This is a genomic window from Citrobacter sp. Cb004, assembly GCF_030337065.1.
In the GTDB taxonomy this organism is placed as follows: domain Bacteria; phylum Pseudomonadota; class Gammaproteobacteria; order Enterobacterales; family Enterobacteriaceae; genus Citrobacter; species Citrobacter braakii.
On record NZ_JAOWCH010000069.1, the window covers coordinates 43,950 to 59,521 of the forward strand.

Sequence of the window (15,572 nt, forward strand, 5' to 3'; positions counted from 1 at the left end):
ATGGCTGGTTTAAAACTACAGGCAGTAACCAAAAGCTGGGACGGCAAAACCCAGGTGATTAAACCGCTGACGCTGGATGTCGCGGACGGAGAATTTATCGTGATGGTTGGCCCATCCGGCTGCGGTAAGTCAACGCTGCTACGGATGGTGGCCGGGCTTGAACGGGTGAGCGGCGGCGATATCTGGATTGATAATAAACGCGTCACCGAAATGGAGCCTAAGGATCGCGGCATTGCGATGGTCTTTCAGAACTACGCGCTCTACCCACATATGAGCGTGGAAGAAAATATGGCCTGGGGGCTGAAAATCCGTGGGATGGGCAAGGAGCATATTGCCGAACGGGTGAAAGAAGCGGCGCGTATTCTCGAGCTGGGTGAACTGCTCAAGCGTCGTCCGCGCGAGCTTTCTGGCGGTCAGCGCCAGCGTGTGGCGATGGGGCGGGCGATTGTCCGTGACCCAGCGGTATTCCTGTTTGATGAGCCTCTGTCTAACCTCGATGCCAAGCTGCGCGTACAGATGCGTCTGGAGTTACAACATCTGCATCGCCGACTGAAAACCACCTCACTGTATGTGACGCACGATCAGGTTGAAGCGATGACCCTCGCCCAGCGGGTGATGGTGATGAACAAAGGCATTGCCGAGCAGATCGGCACGCCGGTTGAGGTATATGAAAAGCCTGCCAGCCGCTTTGTGGCGAGTTTTATCGGCAGCCCGGCGATGAATCTGCTGGACGGGCGCATCAGCGCCTCGGGCACCCATTTTGAGCTGGATGACGGCATGACGTTGCCCCTCGGCAGAAGCGCGAGGGAGTCTGGTGGGCGTAACATGACGTTGGGTATCCGCCCGGAGCATATTGCGCTAAGCTCGCAGGCCGAAGGCGGCGTGCCGTTGGTCGTCGACACGCTGGAAATGCTGGGAGCGGATAACCTGGCACACGGACGTTGGGGTGAGCAAAAGCTGGTGGTGCGACTGGCGCATCAGCATCGCCCGACGGCAGGCAGCACGCTGTGGCTGCATCTGCCAGAAAATCATCTGCATCTTTTTGATGGCGAAACAGGACAACGCGTATGAGTAACTGGCCTTACCCCCATATCGTCGCCCATCGCGGCGGCGGTAAGCTGGCACCGGAAAACACCCTGGCGGCGATCGACATGGGGGCGCGATACGGGCATACCATGATTGAGTTTGACGCTAAATTGTCGAAAGACGGTGAGATCTTCTTGCTGCATGACGACAACCTGGAACGCACCAGCAATGGTTGGGGTGTGGCAGGCGAGCTGAACTGGCAGGATTTATTGCGCGTGGACGCCGGCGGCTGGTTTAGCGGTGAGTTTAAAGGTGAACCGCTACCGCTGCTCTCGCAAGTGGCCGAGCGCTGCCGTCAGCACAGTATGATGGCGAATATTGAAATTAAACCCACCACCGGCACCGGAACGTTAACCGGCAAAGCCGTAGCGCTGGCCGCTCGGGAACTGTGGGCGGGAATGACACCACCGCTGTTGTCATCCTTTGAAATTGACGCGCTTGAAGCGGCGCAGCAGGCAGCGCCTGAACTGCCGAGAGGCTTACTGCTTGATGAGTGGCGCGAGGACTGGCGTGAGCTGACAACGCGGCTGGGCTGCGTCTCTATTCATCTTAATCACAAGCTGCTGGATGAAGCGCGCGTGGATGCGCTGCGCGACGCAGGGCTGCGTATTCTGGTGTATACCGTCAACCGACCCCAGCGCGCGGCGGAACTGCTGCGCTGGGGAGTGGACTGCATCTGTACCGATGCCATTGATACGATTGGTCCGGATTTCCAGCCCTGTTAAGGCCCAATTGTTTTTAACGGAACGTTAGGCTGCGGCGTGCTGGAGGGCTTCAGCATGTCGCCGTTCTTTTTCTCCGACAGCATATGTTGCTTATTCAGCGAGCTGTCCGGGTTACGGGTTCCACTTAACATCCCACCGTTGCTGTTGGGCAGCATTTGCTGCTGGCTGGAATTAAACTCGCCAGGCTGAGACTGAAGGACGCGCTGGGAGTTGGAATTGATTTGGTTTTCCATATGCTGTTGTTGCATACGCGTCTGCGTTTGCAACTGCTGATTGAGCATCCCTTTCTGCTGAATCTGCTGCGATTGCATTTGGGTTTGCATACGCTGCTGGCTCGGGATCTGATAACCGGGTTGATTCGGGTTATTCATGGTGTTGATGGGCTGTGCAAAGCCTGCAAACGGCAACAACATGGCTAAAAGTAAGAGTCGTTTCATCGCTTTTCTCCTCTCGGGGATCTCTTAAGTTTACTCCTTTCTCGCCGTTACGATGATTATTTCAGAGTTATGCACCAGGCTTAGTGGGGGCTGACCCCAATACATCTGGAGAATAACGATGATAAAACCGACGTTTTTACGCCGGGTAGCCATTGCTGCCCTGCTCTCAGGAAGTTGTTTTAGCGTTGCTGCCGCTCCGGCTGCACCGCCGCCGGTATCATACGGTGTTGAGGAGGATGTGTTCCATCCCGTGCGCGCGCAGCAGGGGATGGTGGCCTCCGTGGATGCGCTTGCCACCCAAGTGGGGGTGGATATTCTTAAACAGGGTGGGAATGCCGTCGATGCCGCCGTGGCCGTTGGCTACGCGCTGGCGGTGACGCATCCCCAGGCGGGCAATCTGGGCGGTGGCGGTTTTATGCTGCTGCGTACCAAAGACGGTAACACCACGGCGATTGATTTTCGCGAAATGGCCCCTGCTGGCGCGACCCGCGACATGTTCCTTGATGAGCAGGGCAACGCCGATGCGAAAAAGTCGCTGACGTCGCATCTGGCATCCGGTACGCCGGGTACCGTCGCGGGTTTCTCGCTGGCGCTGGAGAAATACGGCACGATGCCGCTGAACAAAGTGGTACGTCCGGCGATGAAGCTAGCGGAAGAGGGCTTTGTGGTTAATGACGCACTGGCCGACGATCTGAAAACCTATGGCAGTGAAGTGCTCCCTAATCACGAGAACAGCAAAGCCATTTTCTGGAAAGACGGCGAGCCACTGAAAAAAGGCGATAAGCTGGTGCAAAAGAACCTGGCGAAAAGCCTGGAAATGATTGCCGAAAGCGGCCCTGATGCGTTTTATAAAGGGGCTATTGCCGATCAGATCGCCGGGGAAATGCAGAAGAACGGCGGGCTGATGACCAAAGAGGACTTAGCCAGCTATAAAGCCGTGGAACGTACGCCGATTAGCGGTGACTATCGCGGGTATCAGGTCTTCTCCATGCCGCCGCCGTCCTCTGGCGGTATTCACATCGTGCAGATCCTCAATATTCTTGAAAACTTTGATATGAAGAAATACGGATTTGGCAGCGCCGACGCCATGCAGGTCATGGCTGAAGCGGAGAAATATGCCTACGCTGACCGCTCGGAGTATCTGGGCGATCCCGATTTTGTGAAAGTGCCGTGGCAGGCATTGACCAACAAAGCCTATGCTAAAACGCTTGCCGATCAGATTGATATCAACAAGGCTAAGCCTTCCAGCCAGATTAAACCTGGCAAGCTCGCCCCGTATGAAAGCAATCAGACCACTCACTTCTCGGTGGTGGATAAAGACGGCAATGCCGTGGCGGTGACCTATACCCTGAATACCACCTTCGGGACCGGTATTGTGGCGGGTAACACTGGCATTCTGCTCAATAATGAAATGGACGACTTCTCTGCCAAGCCGGGCGTACCGAACGTATACGGTCTGGTAGGCGGCGATGCCAACGCGGTCGGACCGAAGAAGCGTCCGCTGTCATCTATGTCGCCGACTATCGTGGTAAAAGATGGGAAAACCTGGCTGGTTACCGGCAGCCCAGGCGGGAGTCGAATTATCACTACTGTGCTGCAAATGGTGGTCAACAGCATTGATTTCGGGATGAACGTCGCCGAAGCGACCAACGCACCACGCTTCCATCATCAGTGGTTGCCGGACGAGCTTCGCATCGAGAAGGGCTTCAGCCCGGATACAATCAAACTGCTGGAGCAAAAAGGACAGAAAGTGGCGCTGAAAGAAGCGATGGGCAGCACGCAGAGCATTATGGTTGGACCGGATGGCGCACTGTATGGCGCGTCCGACCCGCGTTCCGTGGATGATTTAACGGCGGGTTACTGATTGTTGATTAATAGCCCGGCATCAGGCGCCGGGCTATATGTTAGTTACGCCGTGAGTAACCGCGCCGGATTATCAATACAGAGCTTGCGAAGAGTATCGTTATCCACGCCACGGGCAGCCAGATAGGCGAGGAAAACATTTGGGACAAATCCCCAACCATTCCCCCCATTTTTTGCCCACATCTGTTTGAGAAAAACATCATGGCTTAATACGATCTGGTCGGCGTAACCCAGTTCAATCAGATGTGCTACCGCATCTGCGGTGTCCTGAACACCTGGGGCGATACCTTCTTTGGGGAAAGTAATGTCCAGACCAATCATGTCAAATTCAAGCCATACGCCGCGGTCAAGCATTTTACGTTGATAGGCAACATCCTTTCCTGAAGGGTCTGAGTGCGCCAGCGAAACTTTTGCCGGAGAGACGTTCATCTCTTCAAGGACAATATCCAGTACCTCATCACCCAGCCGCAGCCACCCTGGCATATGGATATTCATTGCCGTATGGGGATTATTACGTTGTGCCAGAGACGCCGCGCGCAGGCTGTTGCGCTCAGCTTGGGTAAAAGCGGGTGATACGCCAATTTCACCGATCATACCGGCGCGAATATCCGTCTCGCCAATCCCCTGATTCAGTTCCTTATCAATAAGTGAGGCTAATAACTCGACAGGTTTGTGGATCCTGGCGCTTTCAAACTTTTCCAGATAAGGTCCTGAAGAAGCAACGATATTCAAACCAGTTTTTAATGCCACTTCCCGCAATGAAGTGGCGTCCCGACCAATAGATTCAGAACCCGTCGCGTCGACAATCGTCCTGCCTCCCAGTGACATGAAGTTATTGATTTCAAAGATGACATCATCAATCTCTTTTCTGTCCATGTTATCGGCGCAGCAGTACGGGTCGTGTTTCAGTCCCCACTGCAGGTCAGCACTGACTTTCTTTCCCACCAACTGCTGTGAAAAAGCATACTGTGGCTCGTCAACAACGGATGACAAATCGTTAAACAGGTGCTCATGCGGTAGCGTCAGACCCATTTCTGAGTGTGCCACTGGGCCCGTTACGGTTTGCAGGAAGCCTTTCATCCTGACACCTCCATTTTTTTCGCCATTTTGGATGCTCTGTATTCGGGGATGGTGGTAACAATTGCACCTACTAACGCGAATAATGTACCGATGATGGTGACCAGATAGACCGTATTGCCTAATGATGGGATTAACTCATCAATCAACACCGATCCCAGTAACTGACCCGCGGTAGAGGCGACACCCAGCATTAATAGTCCTAAGCCTCTGACCAGAATCGCCATCAGCCCGATGGACAGCAGACCCAGCGGGCCACCGAGATACATCCACCACGTATCGGGTAACTGGACGGTGACGTGCCCTAATGCGACACGTATCGCCAGCGCAGCACCCAAGACACAAAAGCCGACGATGAAGTTCCAGGTAATGGAAACCAGCATGGATCCCGTTGCCTCGGCGACTTTGGCATTCCCCGCAGGCTGCCAGCCAGCGAGTAATCCTGCCAAAAATGGAAGGATAGCCAGCAGGATAAACGAGGTTGAGTGCCACTGTGGCGACACGACAAAAATCGTGGCAATAACAGCGAACAATGCGCCAGTAACGCGCCATGGCGTGAAATATTTCTTCTCATCCACACCGACGCCAAAACGGTCGCACAGCAGGCCGGAAAGGAGCAGGGCGGAAATTAAAGCAGTTTGAAAAGTGGCAACGCCTAACGCGCTGGCTGATGCGCCTTCAGAAAATACGACCATCGCCCCGCATAACCCGGCAAACCAATTCCACAAGGGGATTTTCCGCTTTTTAATCAGCGTAGGGATCGACGCGAATTGATGGCGTGTTTCTTTACGCGCAATAATAATAAAAAACATGACGACCAGACCGCTGGCGAAAGAGATTACTGCGCAAGCATTACCATCCTGCAACCAGTGTCCCAATTGCCCATTAACGGCAGACTGCATTGGGGAAAGCATACCGGCTAAGATGGTTGCAAGCATCAGTAAGGGGGTTGAGTACTTATTCTTGTTCATACATCAATCCTTATATTTTATAAAAGGAGTAACTTTCGTTACTCCATTGTTTTTTTATTTTCTGGCGATGAATTGAAGCGTGTTAACCCACAGGTCGGTATAAAACGGCCAGGACATGAATTGCTGAGTTCCCCAGTGCGGCGAACAGTCACTCATAAAACAGGCGGTTTTACCCTGTTGGTATTTACCGAACACTAATAGAGGGTCATTATTTATTGTTAATACGACATCAGCATCTTCTCTGGCGACAACCTGGTTATATCCAAGAAATATCGGGTAGTCTGAGAATCCGTCTACAACAGGATGTTCAGGCGAGACAGCCTCAGCGTAGATACCCTCTGGTTTTTCTACTCGGTCATCGCCGTCAAGCATAATAACTGGCAAGACCTCGGCAAGAATGGTGTTCTTGTAATTGGCCTTTGCCTCAATACCCATAAATGACAGATAGCCGCCAATCATAAGCAGACCACCACCATTTTTGACGTACTCTTTAATTGATTCCAGAGCATTTGGCTTTATTTTGAGCTGATAGAATGTCTCGTTTTGCAACAGGAATGTATTGCTGCCGATATCGCTAATGACAATGACATCATAACGGTTTAGTTCATCAATGCTTTCTGGAAATGCGATTTGTACGGTGTGAGCAGGCATGTAATCAATTTCCACACCACCTTTCTTTAAGCATTCCAGTAACCATGTAGCGCCTTCTTCATATTTACTGGAGGTAAAGCTGTCATAACCTTTTGAATGAATCATGTGAATATGCCAAGATTCTCCAATAAAGAGCACCTTTAGTTTTTTCTGCGTATTGTTCATAGTCTGCTCCTTGATTTAGTGAGTTGAGATAGTTTGTTTGTAATGTGAACTCTGAATGCGATGTAGAACGGATTCGTTTTCTGGCATGTCAGAGGCATTGGGTGTTTCAACAGCAAGCGAGGCGAATGCGCTGGCGTAGCATAATGCGGATGCCAGTGATTTTCCTTTAGCAAGGCCAGATGCGAGTGCGCCATTGAAGGCGTCGCCAGCTCCTGCGGTGTTTTTTACAACTGCCGGGAATGCCGGAGAATAGATGAATTGCGTTCCGTCATAAGCGAGAGATCCTTTGCTACCTAAAGTAATAATGGTATTTTTTACACCTTTCTGATGAATAATCTTCGCTGCACATTTGGCTGACTCAATGTCATTGACGGACATGTTTGCCAGAAGACCAGCTTCGGTTTCATTTGGCGTAATATAATCGATGTCATCAATGATGGTATTGACCATTTCATTGTATGGCGCTGGATTGATAATTACCGGTATGTCATTTTTTTGTGCGAGACGAATTGTTTGCTGAAGCGCCTCATAATTTGTCTCCAGTTGTACAAGTATAATATCTGAATGAGTAATGGCTTCTTTTTGTATGGTGATTTCATCAGGTGAAATTGTCATATTAGCACCGGGATAGATAGCGATGACGTTATCCCCGGTATCTCCATTCACCATGATGGTAGCTGTACCAGTTTGTGTTTCTTTGGTCTGGTAGATTACACTTTTATGGATTTTTGATGAGTTTATAAAATTAATGGCGTAATCACTAAAATGGTCTGACCCTACTTTAGTAATAAAATGCACATCAGAATCGGCATAGCTTGCTGCTAATGCTTGATTACATCCTTTACCGCCTGGCGAAAAAATAAATTTATCGGCAAGTAATGATTCTCCTGTCGAGGGTAGCCTCGGTAGGTAACTGATAATATCAACATTGAACGAGCCAATAACACATACATTATTTTTCATGGCAGAGAGACCTTTTTTTATTTTCTGCGCTGATTCATATTTTTCCAGCACATAAGCAATTTCGTTTTTTGCAACGTTATCAAGAGAATCAAGGGTAATAAATGCACCACCATGACAGCGAGTGAGATATCCCTGTCCGGCAAGTTCATTGAGATCTGAGCGAATGGTTTCTTTTGTTACCTTGAGACTTTTCGCCAGATTTGAAACTTTTACAACTCCCGAAATACTGATTTCTTTCAATATTCTATGATGGCGTTCAAATTTCATTTTTTACCTCACCGTGGTTAAGTTAGTCCCAGGAGAAGTATATTGTTGTGATTGTCACCATAAAGTGATGGCAGAAACCAAAAAAAAACAAAAATGTAATATTAATATTATTAACGTTACGAAAAATAGCGATGAAGATAAAAAGGTGAATAACCATATAATTCAGGTGGTTGTTAGGCCTGAACATGACGACGGGGGAAACGATGGACTGCAATCAAAAACTCTATGCCAGGGTCGGATAGCGCTTCCGCTCCTGAATTTAACGGCGAGATATAACGGATAATGGCCTACAGCGTTCGGAACGATGTCGGCCTTATTGGTTGGTTATGGCGCATATCGCTGCAGCGATTCAGACCAGCGGAATATTTGGCTGCTTTTATCCTGCAGGTTTACGCGCTCTAAATCATAAAACCCGTGCGTTTTTGCCGAACGCATTTTGAGGATATATTTACTTTCGCTGATGTCGTGCTGTCTTGTACCGTCTTTATTCCACTCTCCGGCGATGTCCGTATATTGATAAACAAGGTCGGAATACATGTTGATTATCCTGTTGTCTTTGATCGCATAGAGCTCCAGCACTTCATAAAATGCGCCGCCGCCGGAATACGCCTCAGAGTATCCACCGCGCACCCCAAACGCCAGCGTATCGGGTGCGATCCGGTACGGTGCCAGATCCAGTTTTGTATAATAGGCCAGCGGTCTGACGGACTCATCAGCGCTCTCTTTTTCGGCGGTTTTATTCCACTCAGAGAGTTGGTTTAATGGTTTTTCCGAGCGTGCAATCGGCGTTAGCTGTTGGTTCTGCCAGGAAAAAACGCCGAGATATAATTTATTGGCGTGCCCGTTGCTGTAGTTTTCCGGACAGTTGTTATCCGCGTATTTCTTTGCCTGCCCGGCGTCGGCCGGATTGTCGGCGAAACAGGCGACACCGATATATTTGCCGTCTTTGCCCCAGGCTTTGGCACCTGTGAGGATCAGGTTGTCAGGATCTTCATTCGGCGCAACCCAGGCAATCCACGCGTTCTCAGATAATCTCTGTGGAAGCTCGCCAAATCCTTTGGCAGGGGTTGCTCCCGCCATTTGCTCAGCAAAAATCTGTTTACCTTCCGGGTGTTGAATAGCGCTGGGCACGGAATCGAGATTTTGTACGGTAGTGGCGAAAGCAGGGGAGAGTGCTGCCAGCAACACCAGGGGAAGGTACTTTTTCACTCTTGCGTCCTTTCAATAAGAAGGGCGATAAGACTCGCCCTTAATTTTATTTCATACGCGCCATAAAGTAGGCATCCACGTATTCACCGTTGCGCAGGCCGTATTTCTTACCTGTGCCTTCGATTTCAAAGCCGTATTTCTTATACACCGCCACGGCCGGCTCATTATCAACAAATACCGTTAGCTCAATACGCTCGACGCGCAGCCAGTTGTCGCACATGTCGATCATCGTGCGAATCAACGCGCTGGCAACGCCGCGATTGTGCCACCGTGCATCCACGCAGATACCAAAATCGGCCACGTGGCTGCGGCGCGGACGCTGGGCAACGTCGATGCACAAATGACCAACGACAATTTCATCAATGCAGGCGACCAGCTGTTTTATACCGGGTCGATCGGCTAGCCGCTCCTGCCACATCTCCACGGAAGGATGAGGAACCTGTAGCGTGTTGTGGTACACCTCCGGCTGGGCGTGGATCTGACGAATTGCGTCGTAATCTTTCGGTTCAGCGTGGCGTATCACTATCTCACTCATTCCTTATCTCCAGCAGGGTTAATTGTGTATTTACACTCGCTGAGAAAGAAAATTCCGTCAACTGCATTTTTTTGCAAAAAGAAGTAGACAAGTGCGAATGAGAATGATTATTATTGCTCTGCGTTCAGGGGAACCCCTACGGAGAACCTGAAAGCACGACATTGCTCACATTGCTTCCAGTATTACTTTAGCCAGCTTTTGCTGGCTTTTTTTTTGAGGTTTTGTGTCTGCCTGGCTTACTTGCCATTTCGTCCCCGGGAAGTGCTCGTGCTCCTCACGTACATTTAGTACGCTCCGGGCCCTGCGCGCTTGCCGTGAACAAACTGCCTGCGACGCCGACGGCCGATCCTGTCGCCCTGTGGTGCAGTTCAAGCGCCATCCGGCAAAGAATCCAACATTCAGTCTCCAGCCGCTTTGCGCTATGGTGTAGACAATCACCTTCGAAAGGATCGTCTCATGGCCTTACACTGCGCATTTATTGGTTTTGGTAAAAGCACCACTCGCTACCATTTGCCGTACGTCCTCAACCGCAAAAATAGCTGGCATGTCGCGCACATTTTTCGCCGCCACGCCAAGCCGGAAGAGCAGGCGCCACAATATTCACATATTCACTTCACCAGTGACCTTGACGAGATCTTAAACGATCCGCAGGTGAAGCTGGTGATCGTCTGTACCCATGCTGACAGCCATTTTGAATACGCCAAACGCGCGCTGGAAGCGGGTAAAAACGTGTTGGTTGAGAAACCCTTCACGCCGACGCTTGCGCAAGCAAAAGCACTGTTCGAACTGGCGCAAAGCAAAGGGCTGACCGTTACGCCATATCAGAACCGTCGTTTTGATTCCTGCTTCCTCACCGCTAAAAAAGCGATTGAGAGCGGCAAGCTCGGTGAAATTGTTGAGGTTGAAAGCCATTTCGATTACTACCGCCCCGTGGCGGAAACCAAGCCGGGACTGCCGCAGGACGGCGCATTCTATGGTCTGGGCGTACACACCATGGATCAGATTATCTCGCTGTTCGGTCGTCCCGATTGCGTGGCCTATGACATCCGCAGCCTGCGCAACAAAGCGAATCCGGACGATACCTTTGAAGCGCAGCTGTTCTACGGCTCTCTGAAAGCCATTGTTAAAACCAGTCACTTGGTGAAAATCGACTATCCGAAGTTTATCGTTCACGGTACCAAAGGCTCGTTTGTGAAGTACGGCATCGACCAGCAGGAAACCAGCCTGAAGGCCAATATCATGCCAGGTGAGCCAGGTTTCGCTGCTGACGATTCCATTGGGATGCTGGAGTACGTCAACGATGACGGCCTGACGGTAAAAGAAGAGGTGCAGCCGGAAGTGGGGGACTATGGTCGCGTCTATGATGCGCTTTACCAGACGCTGACAGCCGGTACGCCTAATTACGTCAAGGAATCTGAAGTTCTTACCAACCTGGAACTCCTCGAACGCGCCTTTGAACAGGCTTCTCCGGCGACGATAACTCTCGCCAAATAGCCTGCGCAGACTCCTCTGGACTTGTTCATTTTTTTTGAACAGAGGAGTCAATTTTCACCCTCTATGATCCCCGGCGGATTGAGTCCACACTTACTCCATCGAAAACATCTGGGGGTGAACACAATGATCTACTTACGCAAAGCTAATGACCGTGGCCACGCTAATCATGGCTGGCTCGATTCCTGGCATACCTTCTCTTTTGCCAACTACTATGACCCAAACTTTATGGGGTTCTCGGCACTGCGCGTGATTAACGATGACGTGATCGACGCAGGTCAGGGCTTTGGTACTCATCCCCATAAAGACATGGAAATCCTGACTTACGTGCTGGAAGGCGCGGTGGAACATCAGGACAGCATGGGGAACAAAGAGCAGGTTCCGGCCGGTGAGTTCCAGATTATGAGCGCCGGGACGGGGATCCGTCACTCGGAGTACAACCCGAGCAATACTGAGAAGCTGCATCTGTATCAGATTTGGATCATGCCGCAGGAAAACGGTATTACCCCACGCTATGAGCAGCGCCGTTTTGATGCCGCTCAGGGTAAACAACTGGTGCTGTCGCCGGATGCCCGTGATGGCTCGCTGAAAGTGTACCAGGATATGGAGCTTTACCGTTGGGCACTGATCAAAGATGAGCAGTCGGTGCATCAGATTGCTGCTGAACGCCGCGTCTGGATCCAGGTAGTAAAAGGTAACGTGACAATTAACGGGACCAAAGCGACCACCAGCGATGGTCTGGCAATCTGGGATGAACAGGCCATTTCTATTCATGCCGACAGCGACAGCGAAGTGTTACTGTTTGACCTGCCGCCTGTATAAAAATACACGGCATCCTTCAAGCTGCATCTGTGTTGGCTTTCCTCGCTCACCCCGGTCGCGTACTTAATGTACGCTCCCGGGGATTTACTGCGTCGCCGCCTTGATGCAACTCGAATGATTTTGTGTATTTCTCACAATAAAAAACTCCTTTTTTTCTCTGCGAAGGTTCACGCACGTCCGTGGTAAACTGGGGGAATCTATCCCTTTTTAACGCTTCAGGACGATGAAAAAGAAAAGACCCGTACTTCAGGATGTAGCCGACCGCGTGGGCGTGACCAAAATGACGGTCAGCCGCTTTTTGCGTAACCCGGAGCAGGTCTCCGTGGCGCTGCGGGGCAAAATTGCCGCTGCACTTGATGAGCTGGGTTATATTCCCAATCGCGCTCCTGATATCCTTTCTAACGCCACCAGCCGCGCGATCGGTGTGCTGTTACCGTCTCTTACTAACCAGGTTTTTGCTGAAGTGCTACGCGGCATTGAGGCTGTCACTGACGCTCATGGTTATCAAACCATGCTGGCGCACTACGGCTATAAGCCTGAGATGGAACAAGAGCGTCTGGAATCGATGCTGTCGTGGAATATTGATGGCCTGATCCTCACCGAACGTAGCCATACGCCCCGTACGCTGAAAATGATTGAGGTTGCCGGTATCCCGGTGGTTGAGCTGATGGACAGCCAGTCCCCATGCCTTGATATTGCCGTGGGCTTCGACAACTTCGAAGCCGCGCGTCAGATGACAGCCGCTATCATCGCCCGCGGGCACCGTCATGTTGCCTATCTTGGCGCACGCCTTGATGAACGTACTATCATCAAACAGAGAGGCTACGAGCAGGCAATGCGCGATGCCGACCTGGTGCCGTACAGCGTGATGGTGGAGCAGTCCTCTTCCTACTCCTCCGGTATTGAACTTATCCGTCAGGCGCGGCGTGAATACCCGCAGCTCGATGGTGTCTTTTGTACCAACGATGACCTGGCGGTAGGGGCGGCCTTCGAATGCCAGCGTTTAGGGCTGAAAATCCCTGATGACATGGCGATTGCCGGATTCCACGGTCACGACATCGGGCAGGTGATGGAGCCGCGTCTGGCGAGCGTGCTCACGCCGCGTGAACGCATGGGCAGCATTGGCGCAGAACGTCTGCTGGCGCGCATCCGCGGTGAAGCCGTCACACCTAAAATGTTAGATTTAGGTTTCACCTTGTCACCGGGCGGATCTATTTAAGCCAACAAATTTGAAGTAGCTCACACTTATACACTTCGAGCACGAATGGATATTGCTTCTCTATTTATCCGGCTGGACAATGTTACCGATAACAGTTACCCGTAACAATTTCCTGATTCTTGTACCAGTGGGGGCAACGCTTTGAGCACGACTAATCATGATCACCACGTTTACGTTCTGATGGGCGTATCGGGCAGCGGTAAATCTGCTGTCGCCAGCGAAGTGGCGCATCAACTGCAGGCCGCGTTTCTTGATGGCGATTTTCTCCATCCGCGCAGCAACATCATGAAAATGGCTTCCGGTGAGCCACTCAACGATGACGACCGCAAACCGTGGTTACAGGCGTTGAATGACGCCGCCTTTGCGATGCAGCGTACCAACAAGGTTTCGCTGATCGTCTGTTCCGCCCTGAAAAAAGTCTATCGCGACCAGCTACGCGACGGTAACCCGAACCTCTCTTTCATCTATCTGAAAGGGGATTTTGACGTTATCGAAAGCCGCCTGAAAGCGCGTAAAGGCCACTTCTTCAAAACGCAGATGCTGGTGACCCAGTTTGAAGCGCTGGAAGAACCGGGTGCGAATGAAAACGATGTACTGGTGGTCGATATCGATCAACCACTGGACGGTGTGGTCGCCAGCACCATTGAGGTTATTAACCAGGGCAGTAAGTAGTGAGTACATTAACGCTTGTTTTAACAGCAGTAGGGTCCGTTTTATTACTGCTGTTTTTAGTGATGAAGGCGCGTATGCACGCCTTCGTTGCTTTGATGGTGGTATCCATTGGTGCAGGTCTCTTTTCCGGTATGCCGCTCGATAAAATCGCGGCGACCATGGAAAAAGGGATGGGAGGCACGCTCGGTTTCCTGGCGATTGTTGTGGCGCTGGGGGCGATGTTCGGCAAGATTTTGCATGAGACCGGCGCTGTCGATCAGATTGCCGTCAAAATGCTGAAATCCTTCGGTCACAGCCGCGCACATTATGCGATTGGCCTGGCCGGTCTGATTTGCGCGCTGCCGCTATTCTTTGAGGTGGCGATTGTGCTGCTGATTAGCGTGGCATTCTCAATGGCGCGCCATACGGGGACAAACCTGGTTAAGCTTGTGATCCCGCTGTTTGCGGGCGTAGCGGCTGCTGCGGCATTTCTGCTGCCTGGGCCTGCGCCGATGCTGCTGGCCTCTCAGATGCACGCCGACTTTGGCTGGATGATCCTGATTGGCCTGTGTGCCGCGATTCCGGGCATGATTATCGCCGGGCCGCTGTGGGGGAATTTCATCAGCCGTTACGTCGAGCTGCACGTACCGGAAGATATTTCCGAGCCGCATCTGGGCGAAGGCAAAATGCCATCCTTTGGCTTCAGCTTATCGCTTATCCTGCTGCCGCTGGTGCTGGTGGGGCTGAAAACTATCGCCGCACGCTTTGTTCCGGTCGGTTCTACAACCTATGAATGGTTCGAGTTTATCGGTCACCCGTTTACCGCGATTCTGGTTGCCTGTCTGGTGGCGATTTACGGTCTGGCGGTGCGCCAGGGCATGCCAAAAGACCGCGTGATGGAGATCTGTGGTCATGCGCTGCAGCCGGCGGGGATTATTCTGCTGGTGATTGGTGCGGGCGGTGTGTTCAAACAGGTTCTGGTTGATTCTGGCGTCGGTCCGGCGCTGGGCGAAGCGTTAACCGGTATGGGCCTGCCGATTGCCATCACCTGCTTCGTGCTGGCGGCGGCGGTGCGTATCATTCAGGGTTCCGCGACTGTAGCCTGCTTAACGGCGGTTGGTCTGGTGATGCCGGTGATTGAGCAACTGAACTACTCCGGTGCCCAGATGGCGGCACTGTCTATCTGTATCGCGGGCGGCTCTATCGTGGTCAGCCACGTTAACGACGCCGGTTTCTGGTTGTTCGGTAAATTTACCGGTGCGACCGAAGCGCAAACGCTGAAGACCTGGACGATGATGGAAACCATCCTCGGCACGGTCGGTGCGATTGTCGGTATGATTGCCTTTCAGCTGTTGAGCTGATGGCATTGCCCGGTGGCGCTTGCGCTTACCGGGCCTGGAAACGAGCACACATCCACACCGTAGGCCGGGTAAGCGCAAG

15 protein-coding genes are annotated in these 15,572 nt (G+C 51.7%); 8 read left to right on the plus strand and 7 right to left on the minus strand.

Annotation, left to right across the window (positions count from 1 at the left end; translation table 11 throughout):
• Positions 1-1,071 carry a sn-glycerol-3-phosphate import ATP-binding protein UgpC gene (locus tag OGV65_RS20870; protein ID WP_016154829.1) on the plus strand — a complete coding sequence of 357 codons (1,071 nt, stop codon included), beginning with the start codon at positions 1-3 and terminating at the stop codon, positions 1,069-1,071.
• Positions 1,068-1,811: a glycerophosphodiester phosphodiesterase gene (ugpQ, locus tag OGV65_RS20875; RefSeq protein WP_200108440.1), complete on the plus strand. Its 744-nt coding sequence runs from the start codon at positions 1,068-1,070 to the stop codon at positions 1,809-1,811. Before OGV65_RS20870 ends, ugpQ begins: the two co-directional genes overlap by 4 nt.
• On the opposite strand, the gene OGV65_RS20880 is transcribed toward ugpQ, so the two are convergent.
• Positions 1,808-2,248 (minus strand): DUF2756 family protein, encoded by a 441-nt coding sequence (locus OGV65_RS20880; RefSeq protein ID WP_016157658.1) that lies wholly within the window; start codon positions 2,246-2,248, stop codon positions 1,808-1,810. The two genes, ugpQ and OGV65_RS20880, sit on opposite strands and share 4 nt — an antisense overlap.
• 118 nt (positions 2,249-2,366) lie before the next feature.
• Here OGV65_RS20880 and ggt point away from each other — a divergent pair, with 118 nt between their 5' ends.
• Positions 2,367-4,112 carry a gamma-glutamyltransferase gene (gene ggt / locus OGV65_RS20885; RefSeq protein ID WP_046274514.1) on the plus strand — a complete coding sequence of 582 codons (1,746 nt, stop codon included), beginning with the start codon at positions 2,367-2,369 and terminating at the stop codon, positions 4,110-4,112.
• Positions 4,113-4,156: 44 nt separating this feature from the next.
• Here the strand turns inward: ggt and OGV65_RS20890 are convergent, their stop codons facing one another.
• From OGV65_RS20890 to yhhY, 6 genes are all read right to left on the minus strand, one after another.
• On the minus strand, positions 4,157-5,191 hold the full coding sequence (locus tag OGV65_RS20890; RefSeq protein ID WP_049283111.1) for a phosphotriesterase family protein: 1,035 nt from the start codon (positions 5,189-5,191) through the stop codon (positions 4,157-4,159).
• Positions 5,188-6,159, minus strand: coding sequence for a DMT family transporter (locus OGV65_RS20895; RefSeq protein WP_049283110.1), 972 nt, complete (start codon positions 6,157-6,159; stop codon positions 5,188-5,190). The genes OGV65_RS20890 and OGV65_RS20895 overlap by 4 nt, the downstream gene beginning before the upstream one ends.
• A gap of 54 nt (positions 6,160-6,213) precedes the next feature.
• Positions 6,214-6,975 carry a glutamine amidotransferase gene (locus tag OGV65_RS20900; protein ID WP_049283109.1) on the minus strand — a complete coding sequence of 254 codons (762 nt, stop codon included), beginning with the start codon at positions 6,973-6,975 and terminating at the stop codon, positions 6,214-6,216.
• A 15-nt stretch (positions 6,976-6,990) separates the two neighbouring features.
• Complete coding sequence (locus tag OGV65_RS20905) at positions 6,991-8,205, minus strand: PfkB family carbohydrate kinase (protein WP_286455384.1); 1,215 nt, start codon at positions 8,203-8,205, stop codon at positions 6,991-6,993.
• Between the two features lie 324 nt (positions 8,206-8,529).
• Positions 8,530-9,414, minus strand: coding sequence for a hypothetical protein (locus OGV65_RS20910; RefSeq protein ID WP_286455385.1), 885 nt, complete (start codon positions 9,412-9,414; stop codon positions 8,530-8,532).
• Positions 9,415-9,460: 46 nt separating this feature from the next.
• Complete coding sequence (gene yhhY, locus OGV65_RS20915; protein ID WP_046274516.1) at positions 9,461-9,949, minus strand: N-acetyltransferase; 489 nt, start codon at positions 9,947-9,949, stop codon at positions 9,461-9,463.
• Positions 9,950-10,405: 456 nt separating this feature from the next.
• On the opposite strand from yhhY, the gene OGV65_RS20920 reads away from it, so the two are divergent.
• The 5 genes from OGV65_RS20920 (at position 10,406) to gntU (ending at position 15,493) form a co-directional block, all read left to right on the plus strand.
• Positions 10,406-11,443 carry an oxidoreductase gene (locus OGV65_RS20920; RefSeq protein ID WP_191220638.1) on the plus strand — a complete coding sequence of 346 codons (1,038 nt, stop codon included), beginning with the start codon at positions 10,406-10,408 and terminating at the stop codon, positions 11,441-11,443.
• 123 nt (positions 11,444-11,566) lie between these two features.
• A complete protein-coding gene (yhhW, locus tag OGV65_RS20925) occupies positions 11,567-12,262 on the plus strand; it encodes a quercetin 2,3-dioxygenase (RefSeq protein WP_016154822.1) in 696 nt (231 codons plus the stop codon).
• A 223-nt stretch (positions 12,263-12,485) separates the two neighbouring features.
• Entirely contained in the window at positions 12,486-13,481 is a 996-nt protein-coding gene (gntR, locus tag OGV65_RS20930) for a gluconate operon transcriptional repressor GntR (protein ID WP_016157654.1), read from the plus strand.
• Between the two features lie 141 nt (positions 13,482-13,622).
• On the plus strand, positions 13,623-14,153 hold the full coding sequence (gene gntK / locus OGV65_RS20935; RefSeq protein WP_003023475.1) for a gluconokinase: 531 nt from the start codon (positions 13,623-13,625) through the stop codon (positions 14,151-14,153).
• The gene (gene gntU, locus OGV65_RS20940; RefSeq protein ID WP_016154820.1) at positions 14,153-15,493 is read left to right on the plus strand and encodes a gluconate transporter; all 1,341 of its coding nucleotides are present in this window, start codon (positions 14,153-14,155) and stop codon (positions 15,491-15,493) included. The genes gntK and gntU overlap by 1 nt, the downstream gene beginning before the upstream one ends.
• Positions 15,494-15,572 lie beyond the last annotated feature (79 nt).